Below are 19,724 nucleotides of genomic sequence, written 5' to 3'. Positions count from 1 at the left end.
AGCGAACGGGCGCCGGCGCAGGGGCCTTCGGGCGTGGTTTGGGTTGCGGTGCGCCGAATGCGGGTTGGGCATCTCGGCAGGAGACGAGTTGATGGTGGCGTTCTGGCGTTTCAGTTCATTGGTGGCGCTGGTCGGAAGCATGCTGAGTGCGTCGGTCATGCCCGGACATTCCGCCAAGGATTTGAGCCCCACCACCAGCGGCCTGCCGATTCCGCGCTATGTCAGCCTGAAGTCGGATCATGTGAACGTCCGGGCCGGCCCGACCAAGGACAATGACGTCGCCTGGGTCTACACGCGGTCGGGGCTGCCGGTCGAAATCACCGCCGAGTTCGAGAACTGGCGCCGGGTGCGCGATTCCGAGGGCGCCGAAGGCTGGGTCTATCATTCCCTGCTGTCCGGCCGCCGCACCGCCGTCGTCACGATGAAGAACAAGGACGATCTGGCCTCGCTGTACGATCGCCCCGATGCCACCAGCGCCGTCGCGGCGCGCCTGCAGGCCGGCGTCGTCGCGCAGGTGAAGAAATGCGCCAACAACTGGTGCCGGGTCACCGGCAGCGGGTTCGACGGCTGGATCGAGCAGCAGCGCCTCTGGGGCGTCTACGCCGACGAGAAGGTGGACTGAGCTTCCTGGTCCCCAAATGAAAATGGCCGGGACGAGCCCGGCCATCACAACTCATTTCGACCGTAAGACCGTTCAGCGCTTCTTGCGCAGCCGCACGACCATGTCGACGCGGGAAATCTCGTAGCCTTCGGGCACGTCGGGCATTTTCGACAGCACGAGGTTCGGGTCGGGAATGTCGACCAGCTCGTGGTTGTGCTCGAGATAGAAGTGGTGGTGCGTCGACACGTTGGTATCGAAATAGGTTTTCGTGCCGTCGACGCTCACCTGGCGCAGCAGGCCGGCGTCGGTCAGCTGGTTCAGGGTGTTGTAGACGGTCGCCAGCGACACCGGAACCTTGGCCAGCGTGGCTTCCTCGTACAGCATTTCAGCGGTCAGGTGGCGGGCACCCTTGCCGAACAGCAGCCAGCCCAGCGCCATGCGCTGGCGGGTCGGCCGCAGACCGGCAGACTGCAACATTTCGTTGACGTCATGCCACGGACAGCCGGTCAGGGCAGGGTGGTGCCCAGCGCCCCGGGCAGCCGGGTGCACGGCATCATCGTTCACAGCCGGTACTTCCTCGTTCATATCCACTCTATGCACCCAACTCAGGCAATATTCCTGTTAAATATAAAAAGGATGCCTATCAGATGCAAGTTTTTCGCAACTAGAACGAATCCAAGCTGCGGTAGAAACCTAAGGAGAAGCGGTCATTTATCATCGGAATGCCGCTTTGCCGCCCAGTTGGCCGTATGTTAGAGAGCGCGCGGACCACATATGCGCTTTCGGCAGAGATAACAGGCCGTGGCGTACCCAGGTAGCGCCAAGATGCGGGACGGGTTATTCCGGTTCCCGTGGGTAGATCAAGGTCCGACCAAGCAAAGCGCTTCATCGGGACATCAGAGGTGGAAAGAGGATGCTGGATCGGCGCGGCGGTTACGAATACGAGGATTTGCTGGCTTGCGGGCGGGGCGAGCTTTTCGGTCCTGGCAACGCCCAGTTGCCGCTGCCGCCGATGCTCATGTTCGATCGCATCAGCGAGATTTCGGAAAATGGCGGCGAGTTCGGCAAGGGACTGGTGCGCGCCGAGCTCGAGGTGAAACCGGATCTCTGGTTCTTCGGCTGTCATTTCAAAAACGATCCGGTGATGCCGGGCTGCCTCGGCCTCGATGCCATGTGGCAAATGGTCGGCTTTTACCTCGGCTGGATCGGTGGCGAAGGTCGTGGCCGCGCGCTCGGCCTCGGCGAGCTGAAGTTCTCCGGACAGGTGCTGCCGCACGCGCGCAAGGTTGTGTACAACATCGATATCAAGCGCGTGATGCGGTCAAAGCTCGTGCTTGGAATTGCCGACGGGTGGCTTTCCATGGACGACGAGATTATCTATCGCGCCAAGGACTTGAAGGTCGGGTTGTTCAAGCAGGGCACGGCGCCATCTTGAGCAGGATCATCATGCGGCAACATAAAGGCAGGGCGAGGCGAACATGAGGCGGGTTGTCATCACGGGGATGGGTATTGTCTCGTCCATCGGTAACAACACCCAGGAAGTGCTTGCGAGCCTCTACGAGGCGAAGTCGGGCATTTCGCGCGCGGAGAAGGCCGCCGAACTCGGCTTCCGTTCGCAGGTGCACGGTGCGCCGACACTCAATCCCGCCGAGGTGATCGATCGCCGCGCAATGCGGTTCCTTGCCGAAGGTGCGGCGTGGAATCACGTTGCGATGGAACAGGCGATCCGCGACTCCGGCCTCGAGGAGAGCGAAGTCTCCAACATCCGCACCGGCATCATCATGGGATCCGGTGGACCGTCGACGCGCACGCTGGTGGAGGCCGCCGACATCGCGCGCGCCAAGGGCCCGAAGCGTGTCGGTCCGTTCGCGGTGCCGAAGGGCATGTCCTCGACCGCGTCGGCGACGCTCGCGACCTGGTTCAAGATCAAGGGCGTGAACTATTCGATCTCGTCGGCCTGCGCGACGTCGAACCACTGCATCGGCAACGCCTATGAGACGATCCAGATCGGCAAGCAGGATGTCATCTTCGCCGGCGGCTGCGAGGAGCTCGACTGGACGCTGTCGGTGCTGTTCGACGCCATGGGCGCGATGTCCTCGAAATACAACGACACGCCGGCCATCGCCTCGCGTCCCTACGACCTCAACCGCGACGGCTTTGTGATCGCCGGCGGCGCGGGTGTCGTGGTGCTGGAAGAGCTCGAGCACGCCAAGGCGCGCGGTGCCAGGATCTATGCCGAGGTCGTTGGCTACGGCGCGACCTCCGACGGCTACGACATGGTGGCGCCGTCGGGCGAGGGCGCCGAGCGCTGCATGCGCATGGCGATGTCGACCGTGAACACGCCGGTCGATTACATCAATCCGCATGCCACGTCGACGCCCGCCGGCGATCCGCCGGAGATCGAGGCGATCCGCAAGGTGTTCGGCACCGGCGACAAGTGCCCGCCGATCTCGGCGACCAAGGCGCTGACCGGCCACTCGCTCGGCGCCACCGGCGTGCAGGAAGCGATCTATTCGCTGCTGATGCTGAACAACGGCTTCATCTGCGAGAGCGCGCATATCACCGAACTCGATCCGGTGTTTGCCGACATGCCGATCGTGCGCAAGCGCATCGACAACGCCAAGCTCAACACCGTGCTGTCGAACTCGTTCGGCTTCGGCGGCACCAACGCCACGCTGGTGTTCAGGCGGCTTGACGCGTGATTTCGCCCCTCCTCGCTTGCTGAGGGGAGGAAGGTCCGCAGACAGCGAATGAGAACATTGCAACGATCCGGAATGGGGTGGGAATGATTATTGAACCGCGCGTGCGAGGCTTCATCTGCACGACGGCACATCCCGTCGGCTGCGCCACGAATGTCCGCGAACAGATCGCCTATGTTCTGAAGCAGGGCCCGGTCGCCGACTGCCCGAAGCGCGTTGCCGTGCTGGGCTGTTCGACGGGGTATGGCCTTGCGAGCCGCATCGTCGCGACCTTCGCCGGCGGCGCCGACACCATCGGCGTGTCGCTGGAGCGCGAGCCGTCGGAAAAGAAAAGCGCCAGCGCCGGCTGGTACAACAACCGCGCCTTCGAGATCGAGGCCGAGAAGATCGGGCGCTCGCCGCTCACGCTCGAGGGTGATGCCTTCTCCGACGAGATGAAGAAAAACTTCATCGAGCGCGTGCGCGAGAAATTCGGACAGCTCGACCTGCTGGTCTACAGCATGGCGGCGCCGGTCCGCACTGATCCCGACACCGGCAAGATCTATCGTTCAGTGATCAAGCCGCTTGGCGCCCCGGTCGAGATCAAGACGCTCGACACCGAGACCGGCGAGGTGTTCCAGACGACGCTCGAGCCGGCGAGCGAGGAGCAAACCGTGGCCACCGTCGCGGTGATGGGCGGCGACGACTGGAAGCGCTGGATCGACCAGCTGGCGGATGCCGGCGTGCTGGCGCCGGGCTTCCGGACGCTCAACTACACCTATATCGGCAGCGAACTGACCTGGCCGATCTACTGGAACGGCACGCTCGGCCGCGCCAAGGTCGATCTTGACAGCAAGGCGGAAGCGATCCGGGGCCGGCTCGGCGCGGACGCGGCGCGCGTCGTCGCGCTGAAGGCCGTGGTCACCCAGGCGAGCTCGGCCATTCCGGTGGTGCCGCTCTATGGCACGGTGCTGTTCAAGGTCATGAAGCAGCTCGGCCTCCATGAAGGCTGCATCGAGCAGATCGACCGCCTGTTCCGGACGAAGCTCGGTAAGGGCGTCGCGCTCGATGACGCGCAGCGCGTCCGGGTCGACGACTGGGAGCTTTCGCCCGAAGTGCAGACGGAAGTGTCGCGGCGCTGGCCGCTGCTCACCACCGAGACGCTCGGCGAACTGGCCGATCTCGGCGAGTACAAGAGCCAATTCCTCCGCCTGTTCGGCTTCGGCATCGACGGCGTCGACTACACGCAGGACGTGGATCCCCGCGTCGTGCCGGGTTAGGCTGTTCGCAAATTCATTGCTTCGTAGCCCGGATGGAGCGAAGCGCAATCCGGGAGAGCTCTTTCTACGTCAGAGACTTTTCCCGGATTGCGCTTCGCTCCGTCCGGGCCACGAGACTCCATCCGCGCTACATGCCTCACCCCGCCGCGATCTTCTCCGCGCGCTGGAACGCGGGCCGGGCCACGCAGCGGCCGATATAGGCCTCGAACGACGGCCGCGGCGGCACCATCTTGAAGACGCGCACCGCAAAGTTCAGTCCCGCGCCGATCGCGATGTCGGCGGCGGAGAACTGATCGCCGAGGATCCACGGCCCCTTCTGCAGCTCGGCGTCGAGCACGTCGAACACCTGCGCGGCGCTGCCCCATGCTGCGGTGCTGGTCGGCACCTCGAGCTTGGTGAAGAGCTGGATCAGCGCCGGCTCGATGCAGCTCGGCGAGAAGAACAGCCACTGCAGATAGCGCGCCCGCTTCGGATCGTTCGTGGCAGGCGCGAGCTTGGTCTCGGGATAGCGGTCGGCGATATAAGCGCAGATCGCGGCGGCCTCGGCGAGTTGCGCGTCGCCGTCGGTCAACGCCGGCACCTTGCCCATCGGGTTGATCTTGAGGAAATCGGACGATTTCTGCGCGCCGGTGCTGATGTCGGTCAGTACCCGTTCGTATGGCAGACCGGATTCCTCCAGCAGCCAGATGGCGGAGAACGAGCGCGAGCGCGGCGACCAGTACAGCTTGATCATGGCTTAGTCTCCGATGTGCGGTTTGTTCTTGTCCACCGATAGTGCTTCATCATGAAGCCGGTGACCAGATTGGGCGCTTCCTTCTCGAATACGAAGCCTTCGCGCTCGTACCAGCGCCAGGCCTTCTCATTCTCGCGGACGCATTTCAGCCAGATCTCGTCGGGCATCTGCCGGCGCGTGAAGGCAAGCAACTGACGTCCGAGGCTCCGGCCCTGATAGGCGGGCACCACCATCAGCTGATCGAGCAGCAAGGTCGGCAGGTGCAGCGCCAGCATCGCGGCGATGCTGCCGCGATCGTCGGCGACGAACAGGCTCCAGCCACCCGCGATCTCGCGCGGCAGGCGGATACGCAGATCGTTCAACAAACTGTCGCTGGCTTGCGAGAGCCCGGTCGAGGCCCAGCTCGCCATCCAGGCACGCGCGATCGCGTCATGTTCGTCGCAGCGTGCGGGGCGGATGGGCGGCAGCGTCATCGTCGATCCTCACGGCGTTCGACACCGGTGGTGCGACGCTGTGGATGCATAAAGGTGAAAGCCCCGCGACGCGATCGCGGGGCTTTCGAAGGTAACGCAGTTCCTCGCGACCGGCGAGCCCGGCGGCTCACACGCCGAGCGTCCCGGCCTTCGCCGCCGCATAGCGCTCGGCCACGGCCTTCCAGTTCACCGTATTCCACCACGCCTTCAGATAATCGGGCCGACGGTTCTGGTAGGTCAGATAATAGGCGTGCTCCCAGACGTCGTTGCCGAGCAGCGCGCGCTTGCCGTCCATGATCGGATTGTCCTGGTTCGGCCGCGTCTCGATCGCGAGCTTGCCGTCCTTGGTCACGGTGACGAACACCCAGCCGGAGCCGAACACGCGCCCGCCGGCGGCGTTGAAATCGGTCTGGAATTTTTCCATGCCGCCGAGGTCGCTATCGATCGCGGCGAGCACCTCGCCGTCCGCCTTGCCGCCGTTCGGTCCCATGATCTGCCAGAACATCGTGTGGTTGGCGTGGCCGCCCATGTTGTTGCGCACGCCGGTGCGGATCGCCTCCGGCACGCTGCCGAGATTGGCAAGCACCTCGACGACCGGCTTCTCGGCGATCTGCGGATTGTCCTTGGCGAAATTGTTGAGGTTGGTGACATAGGCCTGATGATGCCGGTCGTGATGGATTTCCATCGTCTTGGCGTCGATATGCGGCTCCAGCGCATTGGTGGGATAGGTCAGCGGATCGATCTTGAACGGTCCGGTGGGGGCCTGCGCCGTGGCCTGCGCGAACGCTGCGCGCGACGTGGCGGCGGCCGCGGCGATGCCGCCTGCTGCGATGATCAAATGGCGTCGGGACATCGAGGACATCGTGGTTCTCCGTGCTGGGAAAGCTTCCTGATGTTAGGCCCGAGTTGTGAACGGGTTCCAGCGAATCCGGTCACAATGCCGGGTCAAAACCGCGCATGCCGATCAGCGGAGATTGATTTGCGCCCCATCTCGGCAAACCAAAAAGGGCGGCCACAGGGCCGCCCTTTCGTAACAGTCGATTTGCAACTCGAGTGGCCCTGACTTACTCGCCGGCAGCTTCGCGCGCAGCCGGCGCTTCGGTCTTCTGCTTGGCCTCGAGGTCCTCGCCGGTGGTCTGGTCGACGGCCTTCATCGACAGGCGGGTCTTGCCGCGATCGTCGAAGCCGAGCAGCTTGACCTTGACCTTGTCGCCTTCCTTGACGACGTCGGAGGTCTTCTGCACGCGGTTGGCCGCGAGCTGGCTGATGTGAACGAGGCCGTCCTTGGCGCCGAAGAAGTTCACGAACGCGCCGAACTCCATCACCTTGACGACGGTGCCCTCGTAGATCTGGCCGACCTCGGGATCGGAGGCGATCGACTTGATCCACTTGATCGCAGCCTTCATCGCCTCGCCATCGTTGGAGGCGACCTTCACGGTGCCGTCGTCCTCGATGTTGACCTTGGCGCCGGTCTTCTCGACGATCTCGCGGATCACCTTGCCGCCGGTGCCGATCACTTCGCGGATCTTGTCGGTGGCGATCTTGAAGGTCTCGATGCGCGGTGCGTATTCGCCGAGCTCGGCGCGCGCCGCGGTCAGGGCCTTGGCCATCTCGCCGAGGATGTGGATGCGCCCTTCCTTGGCCTGGCCAAGCGCAACCTTCATGATCTCCTCGGTGATGCCCTCGATCTTGATGTCCATCTGGAGCGAGGTGATGCCCTGGTCGGTGCCGGCGACCTTGAAGTCCATGTCGCCGAGATGATCCTCGTCACCGAGGATGTCCGACAGCACTGCGAAGCGCTGACCTTCGAGGATCAGGCCCATGGCGATACCGGCGGTCGGCCGCTTCAGCGGCACGCCGGCGTCCATCAGCGACAGCGAGGCGCCGCACACCGAGGCCATCGAGGAGGAGCCGTTCGACTCGGTGATCTCGGAGACCACGCGGATCGTGTACGGGAACTCGTGGTGCGGCGGCAGCACCGGGTGGATCGCACGCCAGGCGAGCTTGCCGTGGCCGATCTCGCGGCGCTTGGTGCCGCCGAGGCGACCGGTCTCGCCGACCGAGTAGGGCGGGAAGTTGTAGTGCAGCAGGAACGTCTCCTTGTACGTCCCCGACAGCGCGTCGACATACTGCTCGTCCTCGCCGGTGCCGAGCGTGGTCACGACCATCGCCTGGGTCTCACCGCGGGTGAACAGCGCCGAGCCGTGAGCGCGCGGCAGCACGCCGGCTTCGGCGATGATGTTGCGCACGGTCTTGACGTCGCGGCCGTCGATGCGCTTGCCGGTGTCGAGGATGTTCCAGCGAACGATCTTGGCCTCGAGCTCCTTGAACACGTCGGCGACGCGCAGCTTGTCGAACTTCGGCTCCTGGCCTTCCGGGAAGAAGTGCGCCAGCACCTTTTCCTTGACGGCACCGACGGCGGCGTAGCGCTCCTGCTTGACCGGGATCGCATAGGCCTTGCGCAGGTCCTGCTCGGCGATGCCGAGCATCTCCTTCTCGATCTCCGAATTGTCGATCGGGGTAACGTCGCGCGGCTCCTTGGCGGCCTTCTCGGCGAGCTCGATGATCGCGTTGATCACCGGCTGGAAGTGGCGGTGGCCGAACATGACCGCGCCGAGCATCACGTCTTCGTTGAGCTCCTTGGCTTCCGATTCCACCATCAGCACGGCGTCGGCGGTGCCGGCGACGACCAGGTCGAGCTGGGTCTCGGTCATCTCGTCGAGCGTCGGGTTGAGCACGTATTCGTCATTGGCGAAGCCGACGCGCGCGGCGCCGATCGGGCCCTTGAACGGAACGCCGGAGATCGTCAGCGCCGCTGACGCCGCGACCATCGCCAGGATGTCGGGATCGTTCTCCATGTCGTGCGACAGGGTGGTGATGATCACCTGGGTCTCGTTGCGCCAGCCGTCGACGAACAGCGGACGGATCGGGCGGTCGATCAGGCGGGAGACCAGCGTCTCCTTCTCGGTCGGACGGCCTTCGCGCTTGAAGTAGCCGCCGGGAATGCGGCCCGCGGCATAGGCCTTCTCCTGGTAGTCGACGGTGAGCGGCAGGAAGTCGACGCCTTCGCGCGGCGCCTTTGCCGCGACCACTGTGGCAAGCACCACGGTCTCGCCGTAGGTGGCCAGCACGGCGCCGTCGGCCTGGCGGGCGATCTTGCCGGTTTCAAGTTTGAGGGGACGTCCACCCCAGTCGATCTCGACGGAATGCGTATTGAACATTTCGGTCTTCTTTCATGGTTTCACGAAAGCATGGCGCCCTGAGACACAAAGACCATGCCAAGACGGCGAGACACTGACACGCGGTTGCGATCAGTATCCGGCGATCCTGCCATGGTCCCTGGATTTCGGATGGCGTCCATCCTTTCGGTCATCTGGGCATCTTGCCCGGTCCAGCGGCCGGATTGCTGCTGGACGCTAGTTGGCATGGCACCATTGCCATGCTGCGCATGATCATCTTTCGACAATTCGAAAGTCCGAGTTCGCGGACGACCATGCGAAAACGCGCGCGAACTCGCGCGCGTGCTTCTCAAATCAACGACGGATGTTGTGCTTTTCGAGCAGCGCCTTGTAGCGCGCCTCGTCCTTGCGCTTGATGTAGTCAAGCAGGGAGCGACGCGTCGACACGAGCTTCAGGAGGCCGCGGCGTGAATGGTTGTCCTTCACATGGCTCTTGAAGTGCTCGGTGAGGTTATTGATGCGTTCCGACAGGATCGCGACCTGAACCTCGGGCGAGCCGGTGTCGCCGGCTTTGGTGGCATTCGTCTTGATGACTTCCGCTTTGCGCTCTGCGGTAATCGACATCGTCAGTTACTTTCATGGTTGCGAGCCGGACCGGCAGTCAGTCCGTTCAGGTTGAACACGCGCTTGGGGATGAGTTCGCCATTGCCAATTTCGGCAAGCGCGAGAAGTCGGCCTGCCACCGTGACATAGACTGTGCCGCTCGTATTGGGCGCATCCCGTCCGCGCAACAAAACGGCCTGGCCCCTGTGGAGCCTTGCCGCATCAGCCCGTGTGACGGCCAGTGCCGGGATGTCGTCCAGCGCGGTCTCAACGGGCAAAAGCGCGTCGGCGAGGCTGCCCTCGCCAGACGCGGCTCTATTGCATAAAGCCTCCAACTGTTCCAGCGGAATCATGTCCCGTTCGGTAAACGGACCGACAAGGGTCCGCCGCAGGGCGCAGATATGGCCGAAACAGCCCAGAATCCGGCCCATATCACGGGCGAGCGCCCGGACATAGGTTCCCTTGCCGCACTCGGCCTCGAACACGGATTGGCCGTTATCTCCGTGTCCCACAAGGGTTAATTCGTGGATCTCGACCGGGCGGGGCTTCAGTTCCACGGTCTCGCCATCGCGCGCCAGGTCATAGGCGCGCTCGCCCTGCACCTTGATCGCCGAATATTGCGGCGGGATCTGCTCGATCACCCCGGTAAAGCGCGGCAACAGTTCCCGGATCGAATCGGCGGTCGGCCGGCTCTCGCTGGTCCGGACCGGCCGGCCCTCGGTGTCGTCGGTGTCGCGCTCCTCGCCCCAGCACACCGTGAAGCGGTAGCGCTTGCGGCCGTCCATCACGAACGGCACCGTCTTGGTGGCCTCGCCGAGCGCGATCGGCAAGCCGCCGGAGGCGAGCGGATCGAGCGTGCCGGCATGGCCAGCGCGCTTGGCCTGGAACAGGCGCTTGAGCACCGCGACCGCCTGCGTCGAGGTCATGCCGATCGGCTTATCGAGCACCACCCAGCCGTGGACGTCGCGCTTGTCGCGGCGCGGCTGCTGGTTCTGCCTGCCCTGCTTCTGGCGCGGGTCGTTGTTGGTGCGGCGCGCATCGTCGGTGCGCTGGCCGGCAAAAGCATCCCGCTCAGCGTCGCGCGCGTCGGCATCCTTCGCGTCGATAACGCTGTTGGTCGTCATCACAGTCATCACTCGTCGTCCGAATCGGGTGCAAGGTCTCGCTGCACCGCAGGTGTCCGCAGTAGTTTCTCGATGCGTTCCGCCTCGTCGAACCGCTCGTCGACGCGGAAGCGAATGTCGGGTGCAAATTTCAGGTTGACGCGGTGCGCGATCTCGCCGCGAAGGAACTTCTTGTTGCGCTCGAGCGCGGATATCACCGTTTCGGTGTCGCGGCCGCCGAGCGGCATCACATAGATCGTCGCGAGCTTCAGGTCCGGCGACATACGCACCTCGGGAACGGTGATGATGTGGCCTTCCAGATCGGGATCGTGGACGTCACCCTGCGACAGAATATCGGCAACCGCATGGCGAACCGTTTCACCGACGCGCAGCTGACGTTGTGAGCCGCCGGGGCTGGAACTCTTCTTTTGACGGGGCATGACCTTCTTCCAAAACCGTCACGCCCGCTGGCCGTGGCCGCGGGCATCAATGTCCTAGCTTTGCTTTCAATCAGACAATGCGCTGGTGGCCGGACCAAAGTCCGGCCGCGCAGTCGCATTTTCAGTTAAATGGACCCAGGCGCTTCGTAAGATTTGGACTTACAGAGAGCGCTGGATCGTCTCGATGCGGTAACACTCGATCACGTCGCCGACACGCATGTCGCCGTAGTTCTCGAACGCCATGCCACACTCCTGGCCGGCGACCACTTCCTTCACTTCATCCTTGAAGCGCTTCAGCGTCGACAGCTTGCCTTCGTGCACCACCACGTTGTCGCGGATCAGGCGAACATTGGCGCCGCGTTCCACGGTGCCGTCGGTGACGCGGCAGCCGGCGACCTTGCCGACCTTGGAAATGTTGAACACTTCCAGGATCTGCGCGTTGCCCAGCATGGTTTCGCGCAGCGTGGGCGCGAGCAGGCCGGACATCGCCTTTTTGATATCATCCACGAGGTCGTAGATGATGTTGTAGTAGCGGATCTCGATGCCGTTGCGCTTGGCCGCAGCCGCCGCTTCCTTGTTGGCGCGAACCGAGAAGCCGATGATCGCGGCGTTGAAGCCTTCCGCCAGCGTGACGTCGGATTCCGAGATGCCGCCGACGCCGGCATGCAGGATGCGGGCGGCGACTTCCTCGGTGCCGAGCTTCTCCAGCGAGCCCAGGATCGCTTCCAGCGAGCCCTGCACGTCGGCCTTGACGATCAGCGGGAACTCCTTGCGGCCCGCGGTCTTCAGCTGCGACATCATCTGTTCGAGCGAGCCGCGCATGCCGGAGATCGAGGCCGCCGCGTTCTCGCGCTTCTGGTGCGCACGGTAGCTCGTGACCTGGCGGGCGCGGGCTTCGTTCTCGACGACGGCGAGACGGTCGCCGGCTTCCGGCGGGCCGTTGAAGCCGAGCACCTCGACCGGCACGGAGGGACCGGCCTCCTCGAGATTCTCGCCCTGGTCGGAGATCAAGGCACGGACGCGGCCCATCTCGGCGCCGGCGACGATGATGTCGCCGATGCGCAACGTGCCGCGCTGCACCAGCACGGTCGCGACCGGACCGCGGCCGCGATCGAGCTTGGCTTCGATCACGGTGCCTTCCGCCGGGCGCTGCGAATTGGTCTTCAGGTCGAGGATTTCGGCCTGCAGCGCGATCATCTCGAGCAGCCGGTCGAGATTGGTCTTGTTCTTGGCCGAGACCTCGACGTCGACGACGTCGCCGCCGAGCGATTCGACCTGTACCTCGTGCTGCAGCAGTTCGGTGCGCACGCGCTCGGGCCGCGCATCGGGCTTGTCGATCTTGTTGATCGCCACGATCATCGGCACCTTGGCCGCCTTGGCGTGGTTGATCGCCTCGATCGTCTGCGGCATCACGCCGTCATCGGCCGCGACCACCAGCACGACGATGTCGGTGACCTTGGCGCCGCGGGCGCGCATCGCGGTGAACGCCGCGTGGCCGGGCGTGTCGATGAAGGTGATCTTGGTGCCGCTCTCGGGCGAGAGCACCTGATAGGCGCCGATATGCTGGGTGATGCCGCCGGCTTCGCCCGACACCACGTTGGCGTGGCGCAGCGCGTCGAGCAGCGAGGTCTTGCCGTGGTCGACGTGACCCATGACGGTGACCACGGGCGAGCGCGGCTCGGTGTCGGTGGAATCGTCGACGATGTCGAACAGGCCTTCCTCGACGTCGGACGCGGCGACGCGCTTGACGCTGTGGCCGAGTTCCTCGGCGATCAGCTGCGCGGTGTCGGCATCGATCACGTCGGTGATCTTGTGCATCGCGCCTTGCTTCATCAGCATGCGGATGACGTCGACCGCGCGCTCCGACATGCGGTTCGCCAGTTCCTGGATCGTGATCGCTTCCGGAATGATGACTTCGCGAACCAGCTTTTCCTTCTGCTCGTTCGACGCATGCCCCTTCAGGCGCTGGGTGCGGCGGCGGAACGAGGCGATCGAACGCTCGCGCACGTCGTCGACATTGAGCGCGGTGGTCACGGTCAGGCGGCCGCGCTGCTTCTGCGGACCGGGCTTGTGGGTGGTCTTCGGCGCGGCGGCCGGGCGCACGATGCCGCCGGGGCGGCGCACCAGGCGCGGTCCTTCATCCTCGTCGGCCTCGGCCGCGACGGCCGGCGGCCGCCCCGGGGCCGCAGGCGTGCGCGCACCAGGCGTCGTGGTCGTTGTCGGGCGGGCTGCGCCGGGCGCACGGGCGGCCGGAGCAGACGCGGGTGCGGCTCCGGCGGGCTTGGCGGGAGCAGCGACAGGCGCCGCACCGGGCTTGGCCTCGCCTTCGCCAAAGCGGCGCTTGGCCTCGACCTCGGCCTTGCGCTTGGCCTCTTCCTCGTGGCGATGGCGTTCCTCTTCCGCCTTGCGGCGGGCCTCGGCGGCCTCGCGCTCGGCCTTCTCGGCAGCCTCGCGGACGGCGCGGCGCTTGGCTTCCTCTTCGGCCTGGCGGCGCTCTTCGATGTCGCGCTGACGGGCGTCGGCCAGCGCGCTGGCACGCGCGGAACGCTCGTCCTCGGTCAGGGTCGGCAGCACCACGCCGGAGCGGGCGTTACGCTGTTGCTGGCCGGGAGGCGGGCCCGAGGGACGGCCGAGCGGCGGCTTGGCGGCGGGCGCCGCCGGCTTTGCAACCGCGGGTTCCGGCGCATGCGCCTCGCCCGGACCATCGCCACCGACGCGACGCTTGCCGCGCTTCTCGACCACGACCTGCTTGGTCCGGCCGTGGCTGAAGCTCTGGCGCACGGTGCCCGTCTCGACGCGCGGCTTCAGCGACAGCGTCTTGCTCGGGACACTCAAAGTCTTGTCGCCAGGGGTCTTGGTATCAACCATTCAGCAGTCCTAATCTCGTTTCGCTGTGCGTTTGCCGCACAAATCCTTCAACGTGTCGTCGTTTGCTGAGCATGACCGGTCGGAAAGACGGCGTCCGCCTTCCCGGATCACGCTCTGGAATTTCTGGCCGCTTCGACGGTCTTGTCGTCGTCGGCCATCCGGTATCGGACCAGCATCTGGCAGCGCGACAGGAACGTCTTGCTCGCCGGGCCCGCGAGCAGCGCAGCATGTATCACATTTGACCGCCCAAGTGCCAAATCCAATTCTTCCGACGTCAAAACATTGACGACGGGGATTACCGGCGATTCACCACGTTTTTCGCCCCTTTGCCTGACGATCGCGTCCAATTTGCGGATTCCGTCCGCGGCGCCGTCGGAAGCGTGGATCAGGGCTGCAGTTTCGTTCCGGTTGAGTGCGTCCTCGACCTTGCCGAAGCCCGACACGACCTGACCGGCCTTGGCGGCCATTGCCAGGGCCTCGGTGACGCTACGCACCAGGAGGGTGTCGGTGTCGGTGGGGAGGGTCGGCGCGACGCGGACGTCGCGCTTGAATCCCTTGCTAAATTGGTGACGGCGGACCGCTTCCGCAACGCTGCGCCGCGACGCGGAAACCCATAGTCCGCGGCCGGGCAGCTTGCGCTTCAGATCCGGGATCACCTCGCCCGTGGGCGCGATGACGAACCGGATCAGTTCGTCGATCGGACGCACCTCGCGGCTGACCGCGCACATCCGCGTGGTCGCGGACTTCTGCGTCCGCGGCCCATCGTCGAGATCGAGGTCAGCCTGAGCCAGCATCCGTCGGGCATCTCCTTCATGAATTGGCGCGAGTTCTTATCGCAAAGCCGGTATCCACTTTGCGGAACACGCGCTACGAAGCCGTCGTTTCTGCTTCGGCGGCCTCGGCCTCCTCGGCAGGCTTGGCGAGGTCGGCCTCGGTGATCCAGCCGGCCTTCAGACGGGCCTGCATGATCATGGCCTCGGCCTCGTCGCGCGAGATCTCGATGCCGTCGAGGAACCCGGCATGCTTGGTCGGCTCGCCGCCTTCCTTGCGCTCGGTCCACCCGACCAGGTCGTCGGTGGCGCAGCCGGCGAGATCCTCGACCGTCTTGACGTCGTTCTCGCCGAGCTTCACCAGCATCTTGCCGGTGATGCCGGGCACGTCCTTCATGGCGTCCTCGACGCCGAGTTCCTTGCGCTTGGCTTCCAGTTCCGCCTCGAGCTGTTCCAGATATTCGCGGGCGCGGGTCTGCAGCTCGTTGGCGGTCTCCTCGTCGAAACCCTCGATGCCGGCGAGTTCCTTGACATCGACCAGCGCGAGTTCCTCGACCGAGGTGAAGCCTTCGGAGGCGAGCAGCTGGCCGACCACCTCGTCGACATTGAGCGCTTCCATGAACACGCGGGTCGAGTTCTCGAAGTCGGCCTGGCGGCGCTCCGACTCTTCCTGCTCGGTCAGGATGTCGATGTCCCAGCCGGTCAGCTGCGAGGCGAGGCGGACGTTCTGGCCGCGGCGGCCGATCGCCAGCGACAGCTGGTTGTTGGTGTCGGGAACCACGACCTCGATGCGCTCGCGGTCCTCGTCGATCACGACCTTGGCGACTTCAGCCGGCGCCAGCGCGTTGACGACGAAGGTCGCGATGTCGGGCGACCACGGGATGATGTCGATCTTCTCGCCCTGCAGCTCGTTCACCACGGCCTGCACGCGCGAGCCGCGCATGCCGACGCAGGCGCCGACCGGGTCGACCGAGGAATCGCGCGAGATCACGCCGATCTTGGCGCGCGAGCCCGGATCGCGGGCAACCGCCTTGATCTCGACGATGCCGTCGTAGATTTCCGGCACTTCCTGCGCGAACAGCTTCGCCATGAACTGCGGATGGGTGCGCGACAGGAAGATCTGCGGACCGCGGGTCTCGCGGCGGACGTCGAAGATATAGGCGCGGACGCGGTCGCCGTTGCGGAACACTTCGCGCGGCAGCATCTCGTCGCGGCGCACGATCGCTTCGCCGCGGCCGAGGTCGACGATCACGCTGCCATATTCGACGCGCTTGACGATGCCGTTGACGATGTCGCCGATGCGGTCCTTGAATTCCTGGTACTGCCGGTCGCGCTCGGCCTCGCGCACCTTCTGCACGATCACCTGCTTGGCCGACTGCGCGGCGATGCGGCCATATTCCAGCGGCGGCAGCGTGTCGGCGATGGTGTCGCCGACCTGGGCGCCCGGATTGGCGCGCTGCGCATCGTGCAGCGAAATCTGGTTCGACGAGTTTTCGACGACGTCGACCACCAGCATGTGGCGGGTCAGCCGCAGCTCGCCCTTCTTGGCATCGATCTCGGCATGGACGTCGGTCTCGCTGCCGTAGCGGGCACGCGCGGCCTTGGCGATGGCGTCTTCCATCGCCGCGATCACGATGGAGCGGTCGATCGACTTTTCGCGCGCAACTGCGTCTGCGATCTGCAGCAGTTCGAGTTTGTTGGCGCTGACTGCCATGGCTTAGTCTCCTTCGGATGGATCGATCTCGCCACGGCGCGCGCGCTCGGCCGCCAGGCGGTGCTTTTTGGTATTGGTCGGGGCCGGCTTCTTGCCGGGCTTGTGAGCAGGCTTGTCACCAGGCTTGGGTTTCGGCTTCTGACTCTTCGCCGGATCGCTCTTCCTGGCGTGCGCCGGTTGCGGCGGCGCGAGGCCGAGCTCGCGGCGCAGCTCGCGCTCGGCGGCCTTGCCGCGACGCATCGATTCCTCGATCAATTCGTCGGTCAGCACCAGCCGCGCGTCCGAGATGTCCTCCATGACAAGGAGAACCTCGGCGTCCTCGTCGGGACGCGGATCGTCGCGCCTGACGCGCACCGCATCACCCTCGACGCCGGCAAGGACGCCGCGGAACCGCTTGCGACCCTGATGCGCCACCGCCATCTCGATCTTCACGAGATGCCCGGTATAGCGCTCGAAGTCGGAGCGGCGCACCAGCGGGCGGTCGATGCCGGGCGAAGAGATTTCCAGCCGGTAGGCGCGCTCGATCGGGTCGGCGACATCGAGCACCGGCGACAGCGCGCGCGAGATCGCCTCGCAATCCTCGAGCTGCATCGAGCCGTCGGGCCGCTCCGCCATGATCTGCACCGTGCAGCCGGCATCGCCTGAGACCTTGATGCGCACCAGGCGATAGCCCATGCCCTGCAGCACCGGGACCGCGACCGCGGCGACGCGCGCCGCAACCCCGGGCTCGACGACGAGACGCGGCTCGGCGAGCAGTTCGGTGTCCACGGACGTGGCGGTCGGTTCGGTCATATCCAGTGTCAAAGGCTGTCTAAGGTCTAAAGGCTGCTGAGGTCTGTTGTGTTGTTCAGGTGGCCTTAAGGGGCCGCTAACGCTACCCAAACCGGACCCGGCCTCGTTGGGTCCCGTCAGGTAATAAAAAAGAGCGGGTCCCGGGGGGCCCACTCTCCTACGCGATCGTATGAGATACCATAAGTTGCGCTGGATATAGCTCTTTTGCCCGGGGCCGGCAAGCCCCCGGGTCCGGCGGGAGGCGATTTTACGGCTCCCCGGATGCCGGATTGATCTAACCCTCCGTTTACGAACGGGACCATAGATTGCCGAAAATCGGCAGAACTCGCCGGTTGGACAAGGCTCATGACGACAGCCCCTGCGCTGATCCCGGAACTCGACGACATCGTTCGCCGCGGCGACCCCAAGCGCCGCGCCGAGGCCGCGCGGCGGCTCGGCGAGCTGTTCCTGCAGGGCGCCGCGGGCTTCCGTCCCGATCATATCGACCTGTTCGACGGGGTGTTGACCAGCCTGGTCCCGCATGCCGAGCTTGCTGCGCGGATCGATCTCGCCGAACGGCTCGCGCCCCTTGCCAACGCGCCGCGCCATCTGGTCGGGCAGCTCGCCCGCGACGACGAGGTCGCGATCGCGGGGCCGCTGCTGCGCCGATCGCCGGTGCTTGACGAAAAGGTGCTGGTCGAGATCGCCAATGCCAAGGGCCAGGGCCATCTGCTCGCGATGGCCGAGCGATCGAAGCTCTCGACTGCGCTGACCGACGTCCTCGTCCGCCGCGGCGATCGCGATGTGATCCGATGCGCGGCCGGCAATGCGGGCGCCGCGTTCTCGGATGCGTCCTTCGCGACGCTGGTGCGGCGCGCTGGCCAGGACGGCGTGCTGACGCTGCGGATCGGCCGCCGCGATGATCTTCCGCCCGAGCATCTGAAGGGCCTGCTCGCCGGCTCGATCGACGTGATCCGCCGCCGCCTGCATGCCGTCGCCAAGCCGGAGCGCCAGGCCGAGATCAAGCTGGCGATGAACGAGATCGAGGGCGTGATCGTTCAGGTCGAGGGTCGCGATTTCACAGCCGCGCAGCGCGTCATCCTGGCGCTGCATCGCGCCGGCGAATTGAACGAGGCCGCGGTGGCCGGCTTCGCAAAGGCCTTCAAATATGAGGAATGTGTGGCGGCGCTCGCCGCGATGGCCGGCGTGAAGATCGTCACGCTCGATCGCCTGATCTCCGGCGACCGTTACGATCCGATCCTGATCGCCAGCAAGACGATCGGCTTCGAATGGCCGACCGTGCGCGCCCTGATCCTGATGCGGCTGGGGCCGAACCGCGTGCCGTCTCCTGCCGATATCGAAGGCGCGCGGGTGAATTTCGTGCGCCTGATGCCGTCAACGGCGCAGCGCGTCATGGAGTTCTGGCAGTCGCGCTAGTCCAAGCGCAACGTTCAAACCCGTCATCTTGAGGAGCCGCGAAGCGGCGTCTCGAAGGATGAACGGCCCGGCCGGTGGCCGTCGACCCTTCGAGACGCGCGTTCCGCGCTCCTCAGTGTGACGGTGCCATCGAAGTACCTCCCAAACCCAAAATCGTTCCGCTATGCTTTCCGCAAGGCGCGACACAGCGCCAACGGGGAGATCGCCATGCTGACGGACGCCGACATCCAATCGCACGCCGCGCGGATCCGCGACGACGGATACACCGTGATCGAGCGCGCCGCCTCGCCGGACTTGGTCGAGGGATTGAAGGCGGCGGTGCTGAGAATCGAGCGCGAGCACAATCTCGCACCTGCCAGGACGTCGTTCGAGGGCTTCAAGACGCTGCGCATCAACAACCTCCTGACCTATGACGATCTGTTCTGGGAGGTGCCGCTGCATGGCAACGTGCTGCCGGTGGTCGAACGCGTGCTGGACAGGGAATGCCTGCTCTCGTCGTTCTGCTCGCTGGTGCTCGGTCCGGGCCAGGAGGCGCAGCCGATTCACGAAGACACCCAATTGATCCCGTTGCCGCGGCCGCACATTCCGATCACGATCAATGCGATCTGGGCGCTGTCCGATTTCCGCGAAGATAACGGCGCGACGCGGATCATCCCGCGCAGCCACAAATTCGATTCGTCGCCCGAATACGGCAAGGAGTACGACGCGGTCACCGCGACCATGCCGGCCGGCAGCGTGATGCTGTTCGACAGCGCGCTGTGGCATGGCGGCGGCGCCAACACCAGCCACGCCAGGCGCTTTGCCTTCTCCTGCGCCTATTGCTGGGGTTGGATGCGGCAACAGGAGAACCTGCAGCTCGGCATTCCGCGCGAGACCGCGGCCCGCTTTCCGCGCCGTCTGCAGGAATTGTGCGGCTACAGCGTCTACAAGGGTCAGTTCGGTCACATCGACAATCACGATCCGATCGAGCTGCTCGGCCGCGAGCGCGGCAAGCGGATGGTGTGGGAGGCGACCGACGTCAGGAAGGCGCGGCTGGCGGGGAAGTAATTCCCTTCGCCGTCATGGCCGGGCTCG

Annotated in this window: 18 protein-coding genes; 6 read left to right on the top strand and 12 right to left on the bottom strand. The window is 65.1% G+C overall.

All coding sequences use genetic code 11. The features are described from left to right. Nucleotides 1–94 precede the first annotated feature (94 nt). Nucleotides 95–622, top strand: a complete 528-nt coding sequence (locus tag E2I15_RS29675; protein ID WP_026192030.1) for an SH3 domain-containing protein — start codon at nucleotides 95–97, stop codon at nucleotides 620–622. Nucleotides 623–694: 72 nt separating this feature from the next. On the opposite strand, the gene irrA is transcribed toward E2I15_RS29675, so the two are convergent. Further along, nucleotides 695–1,186: an iron response transcriptional regulator IrrA gene (gene irrA / locus E2I15_RS29670; protein ID WP_026192029.1), complete on the bottom strand. Its 492-nt coding sequence runs from the start codon at nucleotides 1,184–1,186 to the stop codon at nucleotides 695–697. 328 nt (nucleotides 1,187–1,514) lie between these two features. On the opposite strand from irrA, the gene fabA reads away from it, so the two are divergent. The 3 genes from fabA (at nucleotide 1,515) to fabV (ending at nucleotide 4,559) form a co-directional block, all read left to right on the top strand. Then, entirely contained in the window at nucleotides 1,515–2,036 is a 522-nt protein-coding gene (fabA, locus tag E2I15_RS29665; RefSeq protein WP_016844716.1) for a 3-hydroxyacyl-[acyl-carrier-protein] dehydratase FabA, read from the top strand. Between the two features lie 43 nt (nucleotides 2,037–2,079). Beyond that, nucleotides 2,080–3,303: a beta-ketoacyl-ACP synthase I gene (fabB, locus tag E2I15_RS29660; RefSeq protein ID WP_137478416.1), complete on the top strand. Its 1,224-nt coding sequence runs from the start codon at nucleotides 2,080–2,082 to the stop codon at nucleotides 3,301–3,303. Nucleotides 3,304–3,386: 83 nt separating this feature from the next. After that, nucleotides 3,387–4,559, top strand: a complete 1,173-nt coding sequence (fabV, locus tag E2I15_RS29655; RefSeq protein ID WP_137478417.1) for an enoyl-ACP reductase FabV — start codon at nucleotides 3,387–3,389, stop codon at nucleotides 4,557–4,559. 136 nt (nucleotides 4,560–4,695) lie between these two features. Here the strand turns inward: fabV and E2I15_RS29650 are convergent, their stop codons facing one another. The 11 genes from E2I15_RS29650 to rimP all read right to left on the bottom strand — a co-directional run bounded on the left by E2I15_RS29650 (nucleotide 4,696) and on the right by rimP (nucleotide 17,234). Beyond that, a complete protein-coding gene (locus E2I15_RS29650; RefSeq protein WP_137478418.1) occupies nucleotides 4,696–5,292 on the bottom strand; it encodes a glutathione S-transferase family protein in 597 nt (198 codons plus the stop codon). Beyond that, the gene (locus tag E2I15_RS29645; RefSeq protein ID WP_137478419.1) at nucleotides 5,289–5,765 is read right to left on the bottom strand and encodes a GNAT family N-acetyltransferase; all 477 of its coding nucleotides are present in this window, start codon (nucleotides 5,763–5,765) and stop codon (nucleotides 5,289–5,291) included. The genes E2I15_RS29650 and E2I15_RS29645 overlap by 4 nt, the downstream gene beginning before the upstream one ends. 127 nt (nucleotides 5,766–5,892) lie before the next feature. Next, nucleotides 5,893–6,627, bottom strand: coding sequence for a superoxide dismutase (locus tag E2I15_RS29640; protein ID WP_137478420.1), 735 nt, complete (start codon nucleotides 6,625–6,627; stop codon nucleotides 5,893–5,895). A 202-nt stretch (nucleotides 6,628–6,829) separates the two neighbouring features. After that, nucleotides 6,830–8,986 carry a polyribonucleotide nucleotidyltransferase gene (gene pnp / locus E2I15_RS29635; RefSeq protein WP_137478421.1) on the bottom strand — a complete coding sequence of 719 codons (2,157 nt, stop codon included), beginning with the start codon at nucleotides 8,984–8,986 and terminating at the stop codon, nucleotides 6,830–6,832. A gap of 312 nt (nucleotides 8,987–9,298) precedes the next feature. Beyond that, nucleotides 9,299–9,568: a 30S ribosomal protein S15 gene (rpsO, locus tag E2I15_RS29630; protein WP_050406190.1), complete on the bottom strand. Its 270-nt coding sequence runs from the start codon at nucleotides 9,566–9,568 to the stop codon at nucleotides 9,299–9,301. Nucleotides 9,569–9,570: 2 nt separating this feature from the next. Further along, a complete protein-coding gene (truB, locus tag E2I15_RS29625; RefSeq protein ID WP_137478422.1) occupies nucleotides 9,571–10,680 on the bottom strand; it encodes a tRNA pseudouridine(55) synthase TruB in 1,110 nt (369 codons plus the stop codon). After that, nucleotides 10,680–11,090 (bottom strand): 30S ribosome-binding factor RbfA, encoded by a 411-nt coding sequence (gene rbfA, locus E2I15_RS29620; RefSeq protein WP_137478423.1) that lies wholly within the window; start codon nucleotides 11,088–11,090, stop codon nucleotides 10,680–10,682. The genes truB and rbfA overlap by 1 nt, the downstream gene beginning before the upstream one ends. A 159-nt stretch (nucleotides 11,091–11,249) precedes the next feature. Next, complete coding sequence (gene infB, locus E2I15_RS29615) at nucleotides 11,250–13,958, bottom strand: translation initiation factor IF-2 (protein WP_137478424.1); 2,709 nt, start codon at nucleotides 13,956–13,958, stop codon at nucleotides 11,250–11,252. 107 nt (nucleotides 13,959–14,065) lie between these two features. Beyond that, nucleotides 14,066–14,752, bottom strand: a complete 687-nt coding sequence (locus tag E2I15_RS29610; protein ID WP_137478425.1) for an RNA-binding protein — start codon at nucleotides 14,750–14,752, stop codon at nucleotides 14,066–14,068. Nucleotides 14,753–14,825: 73 nt separating this feature from the next. Further along, entirely contained in the window at nucleotides 14,826–16,442 is a 1,617-nt protein-coding gene (gene nusA, locus E2I15_RS29605; protein WP_028343910.1) for a transcription termination factor NusA, read from the bottom strand. A gap of 3 nt (nucleotides 16,443–16,445) precedes the next feature. Continuing rightward, nucleotides 16,446–17,234, bottom strand: coding sequence for a ribosome maturation factor RimP (gene rimP, locus E2I15_RS29600; protein WP_137478426.1), 789 nt, complete (start codon nucleotides 17,232–17,234; stop codon nucleotides 16,446–16,448). A gap of 345 nt (nucleotides 17,235–17,579) precedes the next feature. On the opposite strand from rimP, the gene E2I15_RS29595 reads away from it, so the two are divergent. Then, a complete protein-coding gene (locus tag E2I15_RS29595) occupies nucleotides 17,580–18,650 on the top strand; it encodes a DUF2336 domain-containing protein (RefSeq protein WP_137478427.1) in 1,071 nt (356 codons plus the stop codon). 207 nt (nucleotides 18,651–18,857) lie between these two features. Then, nucleotides 18,858–19,697: a phytanoyl-CoA dioxygenase family protein gene (locus E2I15_RS29590; RefSeq protein ID WP_137478428.1), complete on the top strand. Its 840-nt coding sequence runs from the start codon at nucleotides 18,858–18,860 to the stop codon at nucleotides 19,695–19,697. The last annotated feature ends 27 nt before the right edge of the window (nucleotides 19,698–19,724 follow it).

Origin of the sequence: Bradyrhizobium sp. BR2003 (genome assembly GCF_009720285.1) — a bacterium.
GTDB lineage: Bacteria > Pseudomonadota > Alphaproteobacteria > Rhizobiales > Xanthobacteraceae > Bradyrhizobium > Bradyrhizobium elkanii.
Note: the sequence above shows the minus strand (reverse complement) of the source record. Positions and strands in the feature narration are given on the sequence as shown.